Origin of the sequence: Amycolatopsis sp. NPDC051758, from assembly GCF_044453095.1 — a bacterium.
GTDB lineage: Bacteria > Actinomycetota > Actinomycetes > Mycobacteriales > Pseudonocardiaceae > Amycolatopsis.
In genome coordinates this window covers 733,263-750,226 of the sequence record NZ_JBITCJ010000001.1, presented here as the reverse complement: position 1 = coordinate 750,226, position 16,964 = coordinate 733,263, and the positions used below count along the sequence as shown (strand labels likewise).

Below are 16,964 nucleotides of genomic sequence, written 5' to 3'. Positions count from 1 at the left end.
CCGAAGGCCACTATGAAGGCGTCAGACTCCCTCATAGCGGCCCTCGGAGGCTTGAAGACTCGCCGGAGATTTACCCGTTAGAGCTGTGAGATGTCGAGCTTTCCCTCGGAGTAGGACGCGCGGATCCGCTTCTTGTCGAACTTGCCGACGCTCGTCTTGGGCACTTCGGCCACGAACGTCCAGTTCTCCGGCAGCTGCCACTTCGCGACCTTGTCGCTGAGGAACTCGCGCAGCTCCTCGGCGGTGGCGGTCTGGCCTTCCTTGAGCACGACGGCGACCAGCGGCCGCTCGTCCCACTTCTCGTCCGGGATGCCGACCACCGCGGCCTCGGCGACGGCCGGGTGGCCCATCACCTGGTTCTCCAGGTCGACCGAGGAGATCCACTCGCCGCCGGACTTGATGACGTCCTTGGCGCGGTCGGTCAGCGTCAGGTAGCCGTCCGCGCTGATCTTGCCGACGTCGCCGGTGCGGAGCCAGCCGTCGTGGAACTTGTCCGGGTCGACATCGGCGCCGCCGTAGTACGCCCCCGCGATCCAGGGGCCGCGGACTTCCAGCTCGCCGACGGCGTTGTTGTCCCAGGGCAGCTCTTCACCCGAGTCGCCGATCAGCCGAGCCGTCACGGCCGCCGGGAAGCGGCCCTGCGTGTAGCGGTAGCGCCAGGCCTCGTCGCCGGTCGCGGAGGCCGGCGGGCGCGCGACGCTGCCCAGCGGCGACGTCTCGGTCATGCCCCAGGCGTGCAGGATGCGGACGTGGTGGCGCTCCTCGAACGCGTGCATCAGCGACGGCGGCACCGCCGACCCGCCGACGACGACCTCGCGCAGGTGCGAAATGTCCTGCGGGTGGGCTTCGAGGTGGGCGAGCAGGCCCTGCCAGACGGTCGGGACCGCGCCGGCGAACGTCGGCTTCTCGGCGGCCAGCAGCGCGGCGAGCGGGGCGGGCTGGAGGAACCGGTCCGGCATCACCAGGGACGCGCCGACCATCAGCGCCGCGTACGGCAGGCCCCACGCCATCGCGTGGAACTGCGGCACGATCGCCAGCGCCTTGTCGTGCTGGGCGAGGTTCATGCTGTCGCTCATGCAGACCTGCATCGAGTGCAGCCAGATCGACCGGTGCGAGTAGACGACGCCCTTGGGGTCACCCGTCGTGCCCGAGGTGTAACACATCGCAGCCGCGGACCGCTCGTCGATCTCCGGCCAGTCGAAGGTGTCCGGCTGGCCGGCCAGCAGGTCGGCGTAGGAGTGCACCTGGACGCCGTCCGGCGCCTGCAGGGTCGCCGCGTCGCCGTTGGCCACGATGACGTGCCGGACCGTCTTGAACTCCGGCAGCTGCTTGGCCAGCAGCGGGACGAGGGTGCCGTCGACGATGACGACCTGGTCCTCGGCGTGGTTGGCCACGAAGACCAGCTGCTCGGGGAAGAGGCGGATGTTCAGGGTGTGCAGCACCGCGCCCATGGCCGGGACGGCCAGGTAGGCGGCGAGGTGCTCGGCGTTGTTCCACATGAACGTGCCGACGCGCTGGTCGCCGGTCACACCGAGGCTCCGGAGCGCGTTCGCGAGCCGCGCGGCGTTGCGGCCGAGGTCGCCGTAGGTCTCGCGCCGGGCTTCTGAACCGGTCCAGGTGATGACTTCGCTCGCCGAGTGCACCGACGTGCCGTGGCGGAGCAGGTTCGCCAGCGACAGCTGGCCGTCCTGCATGGTGCTCAACATGGTCACTCCCGGGGTTGTTCGCCGGTGAACGGGGGTTGGGCCGACTCTAGTGCGGATCGGGTGAAGCGGGCATGGTCAACAACGGCTCCGTTCGGTCACGGTCGTCGCCCGATCGCGCGACGACCGAACGATGATCATGATCGACAATTTCTGCGCTTTTCCTTGTGGACAAGGAAATACGCAACGGAACCCGCTGTAGTGGAAGCTTCACTTCCGGGTGAGTAGGGCCACGCAGGACGCTTCTTGGGAGCGTTTCCGCAGGCCGGAGCGGGTTGCCCGGCATCACCTCCGAGGGTATTAAGTGCGTGTCGGTTGCACGGCCGAGAACCCGGTGGCGTTTACTGGGGCCGTGGTAAGAGACGGCTGGCCAGCGCTTGCAGGAGCAAGCGCACCGAAAAGCCGTCGGCCGCGAAAGCGGAGACCTGAGAGGAAAGGACTACTACGTTGGCTCTGCCTACGTTGACTCCGGAGCAGCGCGCCGATGCACTCGCCAAGGCGGCCGAGGCTCGCAAGGCTCGTTCGGAGCTGCTCGCGTCGATCAAGTCCGGCAAGGAGAGCATCGAAAAGGTGCTCAAGCAGGCCAAGGAGAACAAGACGATCGGGAAGACGAAGGTCACCCAGCTGCTGAAGGCCGTTCCCGGCCTCGGCGCGGTGAAGGTCGCCGCCCTGCTCGAGCAGGCCGGCATCGACCCGGACCGGCGCGCCGCCGGCCTGGGCGAGCGCCAGCGCGAGGCGCTCATCGACGCGCTCAAGTAGCCGTCACCAGGAGCTCCCCGTGGGGGGAGTGTCGCTCGTGACACTCCCCTCGCGGATCTCCCGAAGCCTGGGACGCTGGAGTCGTGAGCTCACCTGATCCGGCGACCCCGGCATTCGACCTCGCCGCCCGCTACCAGCGTGGCGACTTCTTGTTCACGACGGCGGAGCGCGCCCTCCTCGCGCAGGGCACCCTCCGGACCGTCACCGAGACGGACCCCCGGCGGCTCGCTTCGGCGATCCCCGGCGTCCTGGCCGAGACCGGTGCCCCGCTGGCCGTCGGTGTCCTGCCGTTCGACACCGGGCCCGACACCAAGGTGCCGGGCCACCTCGTCGTGCCCCGGACCGTCCACCGGTCCGAAGGCGCGCCGTCGCTGCCCCGCGAGGTCCTGCCGGCGCCCGTGCGGGTGCGTGCGGTACCCGCGCCCGAGCAGCACATGGCCGCCGTTTCGGCGGCCGTCGACGCTCTTCGTGAGCGTGACCTGCGCAAAGCCGTCCTGGCTCGTGCTCTCGACCTCGAGTTCGCCGCGCCCGTGTCCGCGGAACGCATCGTGCGCAACCTGGCCGTCGGCAATCCCCGGCACTTCACGTACGCGGCCGAGCTGCCCGGCGGGCGATCCCTCATCGGCGCGACGCCGGAGCTGCTGCTCCGCCGCACCGGCAGCACGGTCTTCTCATCGCCGCACGCCGGCTCGATGCCGCGTTCGGCCGACCCGGCTGTCGACCGCGCCAACGGCGAGGCCCTGCGGACCTCACGCAAGGACCAGCTGGAGCACGCCGTGGTGATCGACTACGTCGTCGAGGCGCTGCGGCCGTTCTGCCGGACGCTGGACGTCCCGGCCGCGCCGGAGCTGGTCACCACGCCGGCCATCTGGCACCTGCGCACCCCGATCACCGGCGAGCTGGCCGACCCGGACGTCACGGCCCTCGACCTCGCGGCGGCGTTGCACCCGACCCCGGCGATCTGCGGCACCCCGACGGAGGGGTCCCGCGAGCTGGTCAAGGAGCTGGAGCCGTTCGACCGCGACTACTACGCGGGCGCGGTCGGCTGGGTCGACGCGGCCGGCGACGGCGAGTGGGCGGTGGCGATCCGCTGCGCGGAGATCGCGTCGACGTCGATGCGGCTTTACGCGGGCGGCGGGATCGTGCCGGCTTCGGACCCGCAGGCGGAGCTGGCCGAGACGACGGCGAAGTTCCGGACGTTGCTGGCCGCGATGGGCCTGGAAGACAGCCTATGACCAGGGCCGTCGCTCAGGGGGTCCAGTGTTCTTCGGTGACCGCGAGCTCGTCGGTGGTCAGGACCGCGATCGCCGCGCGGTAGCCGTCCGCGGCCTTCAGGTCCACCAGCCGCGTCGTCGCCGGGTCCAAAGCCGGATCGGCTGACGAGACCAGCGCCGCCGGTTCGTCGTGGCGGCTGAACGTGATGCTCTGCAGCGGGATGCGCAGGCCCTTGCCGGTGGCCTTCATCACGGCCTCCTTGCGGGTCCAGTAGACGAAGAACGCCGCCGCCTTCTCCTCGTCGGACAGCCCCGCGAGGTGCGCCGTCTCGGCCGGGCTCAGCGCGTACTCGATCAGCCGTTCGTCGGAGCGCCGGGTGGCCGTCTCGACGTCCAGGCCGACCGGGACCGACGGGGTCGCGGCAACGCCGATCAGGTCGCCCGAGTGCGAGATCGACAACGTCAGGTCGGCGCCCGGGACGCGCGGGCGGCCGTGCGGCTTGCCGCAGTCTTCGCAGGTCGCGTCGAACTTCACGGCCTCGACGGCCAGGCCGAGCCGCTCCGCCGCGACCGTCTTCGCCAGCACACGACCGGTCAGGAACCGGCGCTTGTCCGCGTCCTGGCGGTACGCCTCGAACCGGCCCTGCTCGACGTCGTCCAGCAGGCGCAGGAAGCGCTCTTCGGCGGGCAGCGGGGGTGACCAGCGGACCACGATCTCCATCACCCCGCCGATCCTTCCGGGCGCCGAAGCCGTTGTCACGAATTCGGGGACAGGACTGGGGTAATTCGGGTCGCACGGGGTACCCTCGGGTAAGCAAGCGCTTAGCCAGTGTCGGAGGAGCACCGAAGCCCATGGACTTTTCTCTCAGCACCGAAGAACGGGAAGTGCGCGACTGGGTCCGCACCTTCGTCCAGCGTGAGCTGATCCCGCTGGAGCAGGAAGTCTTGCGCCGCGAGCGCGCCCACCAGCCCGGCCTGACCGGCGAGGAGCTGAAGGACCTCCAGCTCAAGGCGAAGGAGTCCGGCTTCTGGGGGGTGCTGACGCCGGAGGAGTACGGCGGCATGGGCCTGTCCGCCGTGATGGCCGCGCTGCTGGAGGCCGAGCTCGGCCGCACCTTCGTGCCGTTCCGCTTCGGCGGCGCCGCGGACAACATCCTGTTCCACGCCAACGAGGAGCAGAAGCAGACCTACCTGCTGCCGACCATTTCGGGCGAGCGCAAGTCCTGCTTCGCGATCACCGAGCCGGGCGCCGGGTCGGACGCCAAGGCCATCCGCACCACCGCCCGCAAGGACGGCACGGACTGGGTCATCAACGGCGAGAAGACCTTCATCACCGGTGGCAACGAGGCCGACTTCACGATGGTCTTCGCGATCACCGACCCGGAGAAGGGCGCGAACGGCGGTGTCACCTGCTTCCTGGTCGACCGCGAAGCCGGCTGGAAGTCCGAGTACATCGACACCATGGGCGAGTGGGGCCCGGCGTCGCTGATCTTCCAGGACGTCCGCGTGCCCGAGACGCAGATCCTCGGTGAAGAGGGCCGCGGTTTCGAGCTGGCCATGCAGTGGATCGGCCAGGGCCGTTACCTCCTGCCCGCGCGTGCGATCGGTTCGTGCGAGCGGCTGATCACGATGGCCATCGAACACGCCAACACGCGCGAGACGTTCGGGCAGAAGATCGCGGAGCGGCAGGCCATCCAGTGGATGATCGCCGACTCCGGGGTCGAGCTCGAGGCGCTGCGGTGGCTGGTGCTCAACGCGGCCTGGCAGGTCGACCAGGGTGTCGACTCGCGGCACGCGCAGTCGATCGCGAAGCTGTACGGCGGCCAGAAGGCCAACGAAATCGTCGACCGCGTCCTGCAGATCCACGGTGGCATGGGGTACACGCGGGAGCTGCCGGTCGAGCGGTGGTACCGCGAGCTGCGGCTGCTGCGCATCTACGAAGGCACGGACGAGATCCAGCGCCGCACGATCGCGCGCAACCTGCTCAAGGGGCACGTGAAGGTCGGCGGGGTTCTGGGCTGAGAGCGCAAGAAGCCGTCAAGGCCACCTCCCGGATGTCCGCGGGGTGGCCTTGACGGCACTTCGGGCGGCCTACTTCTTGTTGCGAATGGCGATCGGGACGCCGGCGAGGTCCTCTTCGTTGCAGAGGAGCTTGACGTCGTAGTACGGCGAGCCCTGGCGGTCGTCGTAGTCGAGGTGGATGGCGAGGACGTCGAGCGGCTCGCCGAGCCACTCCTGAGCCTGCCGTAGCCACTTCGAGCACCGCTCGAGGGCGTTGGGGAGATCGTCATCGCGGAACTCGACCGGGCGGTAGGGCACGTCCTGCACCTGATCGCGGGGGTTTGCCGGCGCCGGGAGGCCCGGCGCGAGACCCGAGTCGTCCAGTTCCAGTTGGATCGTTTCCTCAGTCACCCTTCGAGCGTCCCCCACGCACGCGTTCTGAGCAAGGCGTACACAGGTAAAAGCGCCGCTAAACGGACTTCCCCCACTCTTTCGCGACCCGCTCAGACGGGCGCGCCCCACTCCTTCGCGACGATTTCCCGGCAGCGGGCCAAGTCGTGGACTCCGGGCGGGGACGTGCAGGCCAGCGCCCTCGACGCCAGCTCCGCGTAGTGCTCGGCGAGCTGGTCCAGCGCCAGCGGGCCGCGCGGCGAGTACCACCGCGCAACACCGCTGCACATCTCCAGCAGCGCGAGCCGCGTCACCGCCGGGTGTTCGGTGTGGAACACCCCGGCCGCGACACCTTCGTCGATGGCCGTGGCCCACAGCCGTTCGTACGCGTCGCGCAGGGCCACCACCGGCTCGCGCGCGGCCGGGGACAGCACGTCGACTTCGTTGTCCACCACGCGGGTTTCGGCCGGCCCGACCGCGTGGGCGAGCACGTGCAGCGCGACCAGGGTGCGCAGGCGGTGCACCGGATCGGCGCTGCCCACGGTCGCCTCGCGGGCGGCGTCGAGCAGGCGGTTCAGCGCGGTGTGCATGATCTCCGCGAGCAGATCTTCCTTGGTGCCCATGTAGTGGTACAGGCTCGCCGAGGAAAGTTCCGCCTCCTGGGCCAGATCCCGGATGCCGGTGCCGTGGAAACCCTTGGTGGCGAACAGTTTCACCGCCGCCGCGCGGACCCGTTCCCGGCTGCTCACAGCCATGCTTCCGCCTTCGTGTCCCACGACCCGGCACGCGGGTCGGCCACCTTCCGCAGCTCACCCTTGGCGACCCGCTCGGACGGCGTCATCGGCAGCTCGACGGCGAACGCCCAGAACCGCGGAACCTTGAAGTAGGCCAGCTTTTCCGCGCAGAACGCGGCGAGCTCGGCCGGCTCCGGGCGCACGCCGTCACACACGACGTACGCCTTGATCTCCTCACCGCGCAGTTCGTCGGGCACCGCGACGACGGCGGCGAGCCGCACCGCTGGGTGCAGCAGCAGCGCCCGTTCGACTTCGTCGGCGGAGACGTTCTCGCCGCTGCGGCGGATCATGTCCTTGGTGCGGCCGACGTAGTAGACGCGGCCGGCGTCGTCCATGCGGGCGAGGTCGCCGGTGTGGAACCAGCCGTCCTCGAACGCTTTCGCCGTCGCTTCGGGGTCGTCGTGGTAACCGTGCATCAGCCCGATCCCGCGGATCAGCAGCTGCCCGGTTTCCCCGCGTGGCAACGGCTTCCCGTCGTCACCCGCGATCAGCACCTCGCGGTCGCGGCTCGGCCGGCCGAGGCAGCCGGTGCCGACGGTCTCGTCGTGGTCGGCGACGGTCATCCGGATGTCCCCGCCGGTCTCGGTCATCCCGAACGCCTCGAACCACGGCACGCCCCACCGCCGTTCCAGCTCGGCGTGCAGCTCACGCGGGATCGCGGACGCGCAGATCGCGCGGACCCGGTGGTCGCGGTCGGCGTCCGACGGTTCCTGGCGCAGCAGCAGCGTCGGCATCAGGCCCAGGCAGTAGAACCAGGTGACGCCGTGCTCGCGGACCTTCGCCCAGAACGTGCTGGGGTGGAAGCGGTCCAGCACCACGAGCGTGGCGCCGCCGGCGAGCCCGAGTGCGACGTTCCACTGTGGATCGATGTAGTGGAACGGCTGGGCAGTGAGGACGACGTCGGTTTCGCCGACGGCCGGGAAGTCCGTGGCCAGGCTGACGGCCAGGGTGGTCCAGTACTGGTTCGGCAGCACGCAGCCCTTGGGAGCGCCGGTGGTGCCGGAGGTGTACTGGATGTTCACCGGCGATTCCGGCACCGGTGTGAAGGCGCCGGTTTCCGGTGACAGCGGCGCTTCGAGCGCGTCCGGGGTGATCACCTCCGTGACGCCGATCCGGTCCAGCAGCTCGGTGAACTCCGGTGCGGCGACGGCCAGTTTCGCGCCGGAGTGGCGGAGCACGTGGGCGCCGTCGAACTCCTGGTAGTTCGTGTTGACCGGCACCATCAGCGCGCCGAGCTTGGCCAGCGCCAGCCAGGTCAGCGGGAACTCCGGCTGGTTGCGGAGCATCACGGCGACCCGGTCGCCCGGACCGATCCCGCGCTCGCTCAGTGCTGCCGCGATGCGCGAACTGAGCCGGTCGACGTCGGCGAAGGTGAAGCGCTGGTCGTTTTCGTCGAAGACCCAGGCCGCGCGCTCCGGCCACAGCTCGGCCGCACGCGTGACGAGCTGGGCGAGCGTCCCGATTTCGGTGAGCGGTGTCACGTCCGGCTCCGGAAGGCCTCCGTGGACGCGGCGACCGCGGCCGAGTGCTCGGTGATCAGGGCGTGGCTGACTTCGAGTTCCAGCGCGGGCTCGACGTCGATCGGGGTGTCGAGCACCCGCTTCGCCATCGCCGCGGCCGCGGGCGGGTGCTCCGCGATCCGCTTCGCCCAGCTCTGCGCTTCCGCCTGCAGCTGGTCGGCGGGCACGGCCGTGTTGACCATGCCGAGCTCCGCGGCCTTCCGGCCGTCGAAGCGCTCGCCGAGCAGCAGGAGCTCCTTCGCCTTGAGCGGCCCGACGAGCAGCGGCAGCAGCCGCGACGCCGCGCCGGTGACGCTCAGGCCGAGCGAGACCTCCGGGAAGGCGAAGACGGCGTCTTCGGCGGCCAGGATCAGGTCGCAGCCCAGCGCGAACTCCGCGCCGGCGCCGATCGCGTACCCGTGCACCGCCGCGATCACCGGCTGGCGCAGCGCGCGCAGCCGCCGGGTGACGTCCTGGAGCCGGTCCAGCCGCGCCCGCGAGTCACCCTCGGGGGTGGGTTCCTTGAGGTCGTGGCCCGCGCAGAAGGCCCGGCCGTTGCCGGACAGCACCACCACACGCGCGTCGCTGCGGGCGGCCGCGTCGAGCGCGGTGAGGAAGTCGTCGACCAGCACGGCGGCGACCGCGTTCAGCCGCTCGGGCCGGTTCAGCCGGATCTGCGCGATGCCGTCCTCGACGGCGAACTCCACGGTGGGCATGAGACCGATGCTAGACGTTCGATCGATCGATCGATAGCCTTTGTCGGTATGCGGGTCGACGCGGTCTACGAGAACACCACGGTGTGGACGGGCACGGGCTTGACCAGCGCACTCGCCGTGCTGCACGGCCGGGTCGTCGCGCTGGGGGACGACGCTCTCGAACTGTCCGCGCGGTCGCGGGTCGACCTCGGCGGCGGGTTCGTCGTGCCGGGGTTCCACGACGCGCACAACCACATGGCGTGGTTCGGGATGGGCCTCGACGACGTGCCGCTGGGTGGCTGTCGCAGTGTCGAGGAGGTCTACGACGCCGTTGCCGCGCGGGCCGCTTCGCTGCCGGCCGGGAGCTGGGTCGTCGGCAGCGGGTACGACCAGAACAAGCTCGCCGGCGGGCACCCGGACCGGCACGGCCTGGACCGCGCGGCGCCCGGGATGCTGGTGCGGCTCAAGCACACGTCCGGGCACATGACCGTGGTCAACTCGGCCGTCCTCGACCAGCTCGACCTGGAGAACGTGCCGGTCGGCGGCGACGTCGTGCTCTCCGACGGCTCGCCGACCGGGCTGCTGCGCGAACAGGCCCAGCTGCTCCTGCGGCCGCTGATCTACCCGACGCCGGTGGAGCGGGTGGTCCGCGGGCTCGACCGGGCGTCCGGGCAGTATCTGTCCGAGGGCATCACCAGCGTCCAGGAAGCCGGGATCGGCGGCGGCCTGGTCGGCGAGACACCCGCCGAGCTGGCCGCCTACCAGCTGGCGCGCGAACGTGGCGTGCTGCGCGTGCGCAGCACGGTCATGGTCGCCGCGAGCGTGCTCCACGACCTGCCCGACGGCGCCGGCTTCGGTCTTGACCTCGGCCTGCGCACCGGCCTCGGCGACGAATGGCTGCGCGTCGGCCCGATGAAGCTGTTCGCCGACGGCTCGCTGGTCGGCCGGACGTGCGCGATGCACGAGCCGTTCGACGGCGAGCCGGACAACCGCGGCTACTTCCAGGTGCCCGAGGAAACGCTGGCGAGCACGATCCGGCGCGCGCACGACGCGGGCTGGCAGATCGCGACACACGCGATCGGCGACCGCGCGATTACCGTCGTGCTCGACGCGTACGAAGCCGCGTTGGCCGCTTCGCCGCGTACAGACCACCGGCACCGCATCGAGCACTGCGCCGTGCTTCAACCGGCGGAGCTGTCTCGGCTTGCTTCGCTCGGGTTGCTCGCTTCGCCGCAGGGACGGTTCGTCAACGAGCTCGGCGACGGCATGCGCGCCGCGCTCGGCGAGGCGCGCGTCCCGTGGTGCTACCGGCTGCGAAGCGTCTTGGACGCGGGTTGTGTGCTTCCCGCGTCTTCGGACCGCCCGGTCGTGAATGGCGCACCGCTGCTCGCACTGGCCGACATGGTGCGCCGGCGTACGGCGTCCGGCGCGCCCTTCGCACCCGAAGAGGCGCTGACGCCGGAGCAGGCGTTGCGCGCGTACACGTACGGCTCGGCGTACGCGACCTTCGCGGAGGGAGACCTGGGCACACTCGAGCCGGGAAAGCTCGCCGACTTCGCCGTGCTCTCCGGGTCACCGCTGGACGAGTCCGCTTTGGACGACCTGAGCGTGCGAGGCACCGCGGTCGGTGGCGAACTGCGTTACGAGGCGTCGTCGTGAAGCCTCACCGCCCGTCCACGAACTCGATCGCTTCGCGCGCGAGATCCGGCCAGCCCAGCTCCGAGCCGGTCGAGAGCGCCAGCCACTCCTTCATCGGCGTGCCCTTGTTCGCGTCGAAACGCACGCCGTGGCCCCCTTCGACCAGCTCGTCCACCCTCGTTTTCGGCAGCTTCAGCACCAGCTGCCCGCGGACGAACATCGCGAAGATCCGCCCGTGGGAGCGCAGCGCCGTGCGCCCGAAGCCGCCGGTCGCGCCGGGTGGCGTGATGCCCGGCCGCCCGGTGTACTCCTCGACCAGGTCCTCGAAGCGTTCCTCTGGTGACATCGACCACCTCCTGATCCGACAGTAACGACCACCACCGACAGAAACGGGAGGCGAGATGCCCGTCCGCGACGCCGTCTTCGAAGACATCGAAGAGATCTGCGCGCTCATCGAGGAGCACGCCGTCTACGAGGAGAACCACGACCTGAAGCTGGACCGCGCCGAGATGAGCGGTCACCTGTTCGGGCCGGACCCGAAGGCGTGGGTGCTGATCGCGACCCCGCCCGGCGAGCCCGGCACGGTGGCCGGCTTCGCCTTCTGCAGCTGGAACTTCTCCACCTGGGAGGCGCGCCCGGGGATCTGGCTGGACGACGTGTTCGTCCGCCCCGCCCACCGGCGCCACGGCCTCGGCGGCGAGCTGCTCAACGAGCTGCGCGCCCGCACCACCGGCCGGGTGGAGTGGGACATGCAGGCGGGCAACGAGAAGGGCGAAGCGTTCTACGCCCAGCTCGGCGCGGAACCGGTGCCCGGCTGGATCCGCTACCGCTGGCGGCCGTGAACTTTCACGAGAAAGTACCCGGCCCCGTATCGTATGCGGCATGGGAGATGGTTCGGTCCGGAGGTCCTCGTCGGTCGAGGACTACGTCCGGGTGATCTACGGCCTGGTCGAGCGGGGTGAGGCGGTCACCAACACGTCGCTCGCCGGCCGGCTGGAGGTCAGCCCGTCCTCGGCGTCGGGGATGGTCACGAAGCTGTCCCAGCTCGGGCTGGTCACGCACGTGCCGTACCGCGGCATCGAGCTCACCGCCGACGGTCGGCTGCTCGCGCGGTCCGTGCTGCGGCGGCACCGGCTGATCGAGACGTACCTGGTCTCCGAGCTCGGCTACACGTGGGACGAGGTCCACGCGGAGGCCGACGCGCTGGAGCACGCGGTGTCGGACCGGCTGATCGAGCGCATCGCGGCCAAGCTCGGCAACCCGGTCCGCGACCCCCACGGCGATCCGATCCCGGCGCCGGACGGCAGTGTCGAGGAGCTGGCGGTCCGCATCCTGGACGACCTCGAGCCGGGCGCGGTCGGCGAGATCGTCCGCGTCTGGGACACCGACCCGGAGCTGCTGCGGTACCTGACCGAGCACGCGATCAACCTGGGCGAACGCATCGAGGTCGTCGAGCGCCAGCCGTTCGGCGGGCCGCTGGTGGTGAAGGTGGGTTCGCCGCCGGATGCGGCTACGCACGCCATCGGCAAGGAGATCGCGCAGGCTTTGTCGGTCACCCTGCGCTGACCCGGCTCGACCCCAACCGCCCCAATGTGGCCTTCGTTGCGTCTGACGCACCCAAGGCCGCCTTGGGGCGCTCGTGACGTCATGACGCGTACGCGCGGGTGACGTCGTGAAGCGGATGTGGTGACAACCCCGCGAAGCCGACCATGGCTCGCATGACCACGACACCCTTCCGCTTCGGCATCGTCGCCGGTTACGCGCCCGATCTGGCCACCTGGACCGCCCAGGCCCGGCGCACCGAGGACCTCGGCTTCGACACCCTGCTCGCCACCGATCCCGTCGGCACCGCCGATCCCTTCGTGCTGCTCGGCGCCGCCGCGGCCGTCACCCGGCGGCTCCGCCTCGGCACCTTCGTGCTCGCCGACCCCTTCCGGGACGCCAAGGCCCTCGACTGGCAGGTGCGGACCCTGCACGAGCAGACCGGCGGCCGGTTCGAGCTGGGGCTCGGGGTCGGGCGGCCCGGCGCCGAAGCCCTGGCGAAGGAGCTCGGCCGGGAGTTCCCCTCACCGGGTGAGCGCATCACGCGGATGGGCGAGACGATCGCGCTCTTCAAACGATCGATCGACCGTCCGCGGCTGGTGCTCGCGGGCGGGGGACCGAAAATGCTGGCGCTCGCCGCGCAAGAAGCCGACACCGTCACGTTCACCTGGCAGCCGAAGACCACCGAAGCCGAGGCGCAGTCCATTGTGGATCGATTCCGTACGCTCGCCGGGGCGCGGCTGCCGGAGATCGAGCTCGGGCTGAACCTGATGGCCGTCGGAGTGGAACCGTCACCCGGGATCGCGCGCTGGGCCGGGGTCGACGTGTCCGAGCTCGCCGCGGCCGGCGCCGTCACCGTGCTGCCCGCGAATCCGGGCCAGGCGGTGGAAAAGCTCCGGCACTGGCGGGAACGGTGGGGGATTTCCTACGTGACGATCAACTCCGGCTACGCCGAACCGTTCGCCGAGATCGCCGCCGAAGCGCGCGCGGCAGGTGGGTGAGGGCCCTTCCGATCTTGCGAAGCTGGGCCTACGCTCCAATTTTCGTATTCGGGAGTGCTTCGGAGCGTTGTGATGACCGGTCAGCGAACACGCACCATCGACCGGGGGGAACAGGCGGAGCTGAGTCAGCTGCTCTCCGCCGGGCCGTTCGACATGGCCCTGCGGGCGGCGATCCGGGTCCGGGGCCTCGGCCTCGACCGGATCCGCTATCGCTTGCGCGGCAGGGGAACCACGGTCAGCCTGGCCACCCTCAGCCACTGGCAGTCCGGGCGGTGCCGGCCCGAGCGGCCGGAATCGTTGGAGGCGTTGCGGAATCTCGAGGACATCCTGAACGTGCCGGACGGCTCGCTCAGCAGGCTCCTCGGGCCACCGCGCAGCAGAACACGCTTCCACGCGCGGCAACCTCCGCTCAATTGAGCGGTGGCAACGGAAAACCGCTCAACTGAGCGGCTCGCGTAGGCTCGCGCCCATGCGAGCTGTGGTGATGGAGGAGTTCTGCGTCCCGCCCGTCGTGCGGGACGTGCCGGAGCCGGTGGCCGCGCCGGGCGGCGCGGTGATCGAGGTCGACGCGACCGGCGTGTGCCGCAGCGACTGGCACACGTGGCAGGGCCATGACACCGCGGTGACACTGCCGCATGTCGCCGGGCACGAGCTGGCCGGCCGGATCGTCGCGCTCGGCGAAGGTGTGCGCGGGTGGGAGCTCGGCGCGCGGGTCACCGTGCCGTTCGTCTGCGCGTGCGGGACGTGCGCCCAGTGCGCCCGCGGCGACCAGCAGATCTGCGACCACGAGTTCCAGCCCGGCGCGACGCACTGGGGTTCCTTCGCCGAGCGCGTCGCGATCGAGCACGCCGAGACGAACCTGGTGGCGCTGCCGGACTCACTCGGCGCCGCCGAAGCCGCGGCGCTGGGGTGCCGGTTCGGCACGGCGTTCCGCGCGGTGCTGCGGCAGGGCCGGGTCACCGCGGGGCAATGGGTTTCGGTCTACGGCTGCGGCGGCGTCGGGATCTCCGCGGTGCTGCTGGCCGTCGCGGCGGGCGCGAAGGTGGTCGCCGTCGACGTCTCGCCCGCGGCGCTCGAGCTCGCCGCGAAGTCCGGCGCGGCGGTGACCGTCGACGCGTCGGCGTTCGACGGCCCGGAAGCCGTCGCTGCCCACGTGCGGGAGCTGACCGGCGGCGGCACGCACGTCTCGCTCGACTGCCTCGGCTCGCCGTCGACGTGCGCCGCGTCGGTCGGCAGCCTGCGCAAGCGTGGCCGGCACGTCCAGGCCGGGCTGATGCCGCCGGCGCAGGGCGTCGCGCCGATCCCGATGCACCGGGTGATCGGCGGTGAGCTGGAGCTGGTCGGGATCCACGGCCTGCAAGCCCGCGAGTACCCGGAGCTCCTGCGCGCCGTCGAGACGGCGGGCATCAACCTCGCCGCGATGATCGGCCGGCGGATCGAGCTCGACGACGTCCCGGCCGCGCTGGCCGCGATGAACGACCCGGTGCCGGCGCAGGCGGGCGTCACGGTGGTGACGTTCGGTGAGTGATCCGCGGCGGCGCGGTCAAGTGACGCGTTTGTAGCTGATCCACGCTGGCTCTGTGACATTCAGGTGTGGGAACGTCTAGCCATGGTGGCCCAACGCGAGGGGAATCGGCCGCAGGAGCGTCCCGTTGGTCCATTGGGACGCCTCCTGCGGCTGTACTCGGCCGCGGGTGTCACGTTCCGCGGCCACCGCGTGGTCCCGTTCCCGAATACCGAGCGTGCGCGGCGGGAGTCTCCGGCACAATCGAGGTGATGGACGCCCTCCTGCCGCGCCCCCGCGCCGAACTCGCGCCCGGCGCCGTGCACGTGCCCGACTGGCTCGGTTTCGAAGAGCAGCGCGAGCTCATCGCCGCCTGCCGCGGCTGGCCCGGCTACCGCTACACGACGTACCCCAACGGCGGCGTGATGTCGGTCAAGACCGTCTGCCTCGGCTGGCACTGGTACCCGTACGGCTACTCCCGCACGACCGACGACGGCAGGCCGGTGCTGCCGTTCCCGGACTGGCTCGGCGACCTCGGCCGCCGCGCGCTCGCGGACGCGTACGGCGAACCGGCGGAGGACTACGAGCCCGACACCGCCCTGGTCAACTTCTACGCCGCGAAGACGAAGATGGGGCAGCACCAGGACAAGGACGAGCAGAGCTCGGCGCCGGTGGTGTCCCTGAGCCTCGGCGACACCTGCGTGTTCCGCTTCGGCAACACGGAGTCGCGCGCCAAGCCGTACACGGACGTGGAGCTGCACTCGGGTGACCTCTTCGTGTTCGGCGGCCCCTCCCGGTTCGCCTACCACGGCGTGCTGAGGACGCTGGCCGGCACGGCGGACCCGGCGCTCGGCTTGACCGGACGGTTGAACATCACGCTGCGGGTGTCCGGGTTCTAGTCCTCCGTGGACTCCTCCTCGGGCACCACGATGAGCCGGACGGCGAGCGCGCGCGAGCCCTCCGGATGGTGTCCCGGCTCGGTGACGTACTTCCAGAGCAGGTTCTGGTACTCCTCGACGAACGACGTGATCTGCTCCTTCGTCAGGTGCAGGCCGGCGCGGTAGATCTGGTTCCAGCCCTTGCCGCTGTCGTACCCCGCGTACGCCCGGGTCACCAGCCCGAGGTCATGGCTCATCTTCAGCGCGCCGAGCTTCGTCGCGGCTTCGCGCTCGTCCGGCGTCATCTCGAGGCCCGGTGGTGTGTAGATGTCCTTCATCAGCGACTTCCACCAGCGTTCACGGCCGGTGGAGCGCTCCTCGATCTCCGCGATCAGTTCGAGGTCGGCGAGCTTGCGGAGGTGGTAGCTGGTCGTCCCGGTGCTCTCGCCGAGGGCCTTCGCGACGCTCGTCGAGTTCGCTTCGCCGTGTTTTCCCAGGTAGGACAGGATGTCGCGGCGCACCGGGTTGGCCAGGACCTTGTAGAAGGCCTTGAGATCCGCGCCGGTGAGGACGCGTCGTTCGGGACGTTCGACCATGCGCGGAGCGTACTACAGAGACTGTTTGCAAAGAATCTCTGCAATCGCTACCGTGGTCGGCATGGGGGTTGTGATGCGAAGACTCTTCTGGGCGGCGGGACTGTGCCTGCTGCCGTGGATCGCGGTACTGGGGACAACGCTGCCGGACGTCGTGCAGGCGCAGCACTGGCGGCTGGCCTGGACGGGGTTCGACGCGGTGGAGGCGGCCGGCCTGCTGGTCACGGCCTGGCTGCTCGGACGCGACGACCCGAGGACGCCGCTGGTCGCGACCGCGACGGCGACGCTGCTGCTCGCCGACGCCTGGTTCGACGTGGTGACGGCGGGCGACGACGTGGTGTTTTCGCTGCTCATGGCCGCTCTGGAGGTGCCACTGGCACTCGCGTGCCTGTCCGTCGCGGCTCCGCGGCCGGTGGCGCGTGTCTGAGCTGGACGCGCGGTTGCGCGACGAGATCGACGACCAGGTCGCCGAAGCCTTCGACGCCTACCTCGCCGAACGAGGACCGCGGCGGGCGCGGCGCGCGTGGCCGCTGGTGGTGACGGTGGTGCTGGGGGTCGTCACCACCTGGCTCGCGCCGGGCGCGGCGTGGGCGGCTTGGCTCGCCATCGCGGTGACCAACGTCGCCTGGCTGGTGGTCGTGGGGGGGGGGGGGGGGGGCCCCGCCCCCCCCCCCGCGGGGGGGGGGGGGGGGGGGGGGGGGGGGGGGCGGGGGGGGGGGGGGGGGGGGGGGGGGGGGGGGGGGGGGGGGGGGG

Annotated in this window: 19 protein-coding genes; 11 read left to right on the top strand and 8 right to left on the bottom strand. The window is 70.7% G+C overall.

Features of this window, described 5'->3' with window-relative positions; all coding sequences use genetic code 11:
• Positions 1-77 precede the first annotated feature (77 nt).
• Entirely contained in the window at positions 78-1,706 is a 1,629-nt protein-coding gene (locus tag ACIA5G_RS03970; RefSeq protein ID WP_395920698.1) for a long-chain fatty acid--CoA ligase, read from the bottom strand.
• A 444-nt stretch (positions 1,707-2,150) separates the two neighbouring features.
• On the opposite strand from ACIA5G_RS03970, the gene mihF reads away from it, so the two are divergent.
• Together mihF and ACIA5G_RS03960 are read left to right on the top strand one after the other, a co-directional pair.
• A complete protein-coding gene (gene mihF / locus ACIA5G_RS03965; protein ID WP_026468624.1) occupies positions 2,151-2,462 on the top strand; it encodes an integration host factor, actinobacterial type in 312 nt (103 codons plus the stop codon).
• Positions 2,463-2,545: 83 nt separating this feature from the next.
• On the top strand, positions 2,546-3,697 hold the full coding sequence (locus ACIA5G_RS03960) for an isochorismate synthase MenF (protein ID WP_395920697.1): 1,152 nt from the start codon (positions 2,546-2,548) through the stop codon (positions 3,695-3,697).
• 13 nt (positions 3,698-3,710) lie between these two features.
• Here the strand turns inward: ACIA5G_RS03960 and ACIA5G_RS03955 are convergent, their stop codons facing one another.
• Positions 3,711-4,397, bottom strand: a complete 687-nt coding sequence (locus tag ACIA5G_RS03955) for a 4'-phosphopantetheinyl transferase family protein (protein ID WP_395920696.1) — start codon at positions 4,395-4,397, stop codon at positions 3,711-3,713.
• Positions 4,398-4,528: 131 nt separating this feature from the next.
• Here ACIA5G_RS03955 and ACIA5G_RS03950 point away from each other — a divergent pair, with 131 nt between their 5' ends.
• Positions 4,529-5,698, top strand: coding sequence for an acyl-CoA dehydrogenase family protein (locus ACIA5G_RS03950; protein WP_395920695.1), 1,170 nt, complete (start codon positions 4,529-4,531; stop codon positions 5,696-5,698).
• Positions 5,699-5,767: 69 nt separating this feature from the next.
• Here ACIA5G_RS03950 and ACIA5G_RS03945 read toward each other — a convergent pair whose 3' ends face one another.
• The 4 genes from ACIA5G_RS03945 to ACIA5G_RS03930 all read right to left on the bottom strand — a co-directional run bounded on the left by ACIA5G_RS03945 (position 5,768) and on the right by ACIA5G_RS03930 (position 9,076).
• Positions 5,768-6,088: a hypothetical protein gene (locus ACIA5G_RS03945; RefSeq protein WP_395920694.1), complete on the bottom strand. Its 321-nt coding sequence runs from the start codon at positions 6,086-6,088 to the stop codon at positions 5,768-5,770.
• Between the two features lie 92 nt (positions 6,089-6,180).
• A complete protein-coding gene (locus ACIA5G_RS03940) occupies positions 6,181-6,822 on the bottom strand; it encodes a TetR/AcrR family transcriptional regulator (RefSeq protein WP_395920693.1) in 642 nt (213 codons plus the stop codon).
• The gene (locus ACIA5G_RS03935; protein ID WP_395920692.1) at positions 6,813-8,342 is read right to left on the bottom strand and encodes an ATP-dependent acyl-CoA ligase; all 1,530 of its coding nucleotides are present in this window, start codon (positions 8,340-8,342) and stop codon (positions 6,813-6,815) included. The genes ACIA5G_RS03940 and ACIA5G_RS03935 overlap by 10 nt, the downstream gene beginning before the upstream one ends.
• The gene (locus ACIA5G_RS03930) at positions 8,339-9,076 is read right to left on the bottom strand and encodes an enoyl-CoA hydratase/isomerase family protein (protein ID WP_395920691.1); all 738 of its coding nucleotides are present in this window, start codon (positions 9,074-9,076) and stop codon (positions 8,339-8,341) included. Before ACIA5G_RS03930 ends, ACIA5G_RS03935 begins: the two co-directional genes overlap by 4 nt.
• Before the next feature lie 48 nt (positions 9,077-9,124).
• On the opposite strand from ACIA5G_RS03930, the gene ACIA5G_RS03925 reads away from it, so the two are divergent.
• The gene (locus tag ACIA5G_RS03925) at positions 9,125-10,714 is read left to right on the top strand and encodes an amidohydrolase (protein ID WP_395920690.1); all 1,590 of its coding nucleotides are present in this window, start codon (positions 9,125-9,127) and stop codon (positions 10,712-10,714) included.
• A gap of 4 nt (positions 10,715-10,718) precedes the next feature.
• Here the strand turns inward: ACIA5G_RS03925 and ACIA5G_RS03920 are convergent, their stop codons facing one another.
• A complete protein-coding gene (locus ACIA5G_RS03920) occupies positions 10,719-11,039 on the bottom strand; it encodes a hypothetical protein (protein WP_395920689.1) in 321 nt (106 codons plus the stop codon).
• Positions 11,040-11,094: 55 nt separating this feature from the next.
• Here ACIA5G_RS03920 and ACIA5G_RS03915 point away from each other — a divergent pair, with 55 nt between their 5' ends.
• From ACIA5G_RS03915 to ACIA5G_RS03890, 6 genes are all read left to right on the top strand, one after another.
• Positions 11,095-11,535 (top strand): GNAT family N-acetyltransferase, encoded by a 441-nt coding sequence (locus ACIA5G_RS03915; protein WP_395920688.1) that lies wholly within the window; start codon positions 11,095-11,097, stop codon positions 11,533-11,535.
• 40 nt (positions 11,536-11,575) lie between these two features.
• Complete coding sequence (locus tag ACIA5G_RS03910) at positions 11,576-12,259, top strand: metal-dependent transcriptional regulator (RefSeq protein WP_395920687.1); 684 nt, start codon at positions 11,576-11,578, stop codon at positions 12,257-12,259.
• 152 nt (positions 12,260-12,411) lie between these two features.
• Positions 12,412-13,236, top strand: coding sequence for an LLM class flavin-dependent oxidoreductase (locus ACIA5G_RS03905; RefSeq protein ID WP_395920686.1), 825 nt, complete (start codon positions 12,412-12,414; stop codon positions 13,234-13,236).
• 72 nt (positions 13,237-13,308) lie between these two features.
• Positions 13,309-13,653 (top strand): transcriptional regulator, encoded by a 345-nt coding sequence (locus ACIA5G_RS03900; protein WP_395920685.1) that lies wholly within the window; start codon positions 13,309-13,311, stop codon positions 13,651-13,653.
• A gap of 52 nt (positions 13,654-13,705) precedes the next feature.
• On the top strand, positions 13,706-14,764 hold the full coding sequence (locus ACIA5G_RS03895; protein ID WP_395920684.1) for a zinc-binding dehydrogenase: 1,059 nt from the start codon (positions 13,706-13,708) through the stop codon (positions 14,762-14,764).
• Between the two features lie 248 nt (positions 14,765-15,012).
• Positions 15,013-15,639: an alpha-ketoglutarate-dependent dioxygenase AlkB family protein gene (locus tag ACIA5G_RS03890; protein ID WP_395920683.1), complete on the top strand. Its 627-nt coding sequence runs from the start codon at positions 15,013-15,015 to the stop codon at positions 15,637-15,639.
• Here the strand turns inward: ACIA5G_RS03890 and ACIA5G_RS03885 are convergent.
• Complete coding sequence (locus ACIA5G_RS03885) at positions 15,636-16,214, bottom strand: helix-turn-helix domain-containing protein (RefSeq protein ID WP_395920682.1); 579 nt, start codon at positions 16,212-16,214, stop codon at positions 15,636-15,638. The two genes, ACIA5G_RS03890 and ACIA5G_RS03885, sit on opposite strands and share 4 nt — an antisense overlap.
• Positions 16,215-16,275: 61 nt before the next feature.
• Here ACIA5G_RS03885 and ACIA5G_RS03880 point away from each other — a divergent pair, with 61 nt between their 5' ends.
• The gene (locus tag ACIA5G_RS03880; protein ID WP_395920681.1) at positions 16,276-16,638 is read left to right on the top strand and encodes a hypothetical protein; all 363 of its coding nucleotides are present in this window, start codon (positions 16,276-16,278) and stop codon (positions 16,636-16,638) included.
• Positions 16,639-16,964 lie beyond the last annotated feature (326 nt).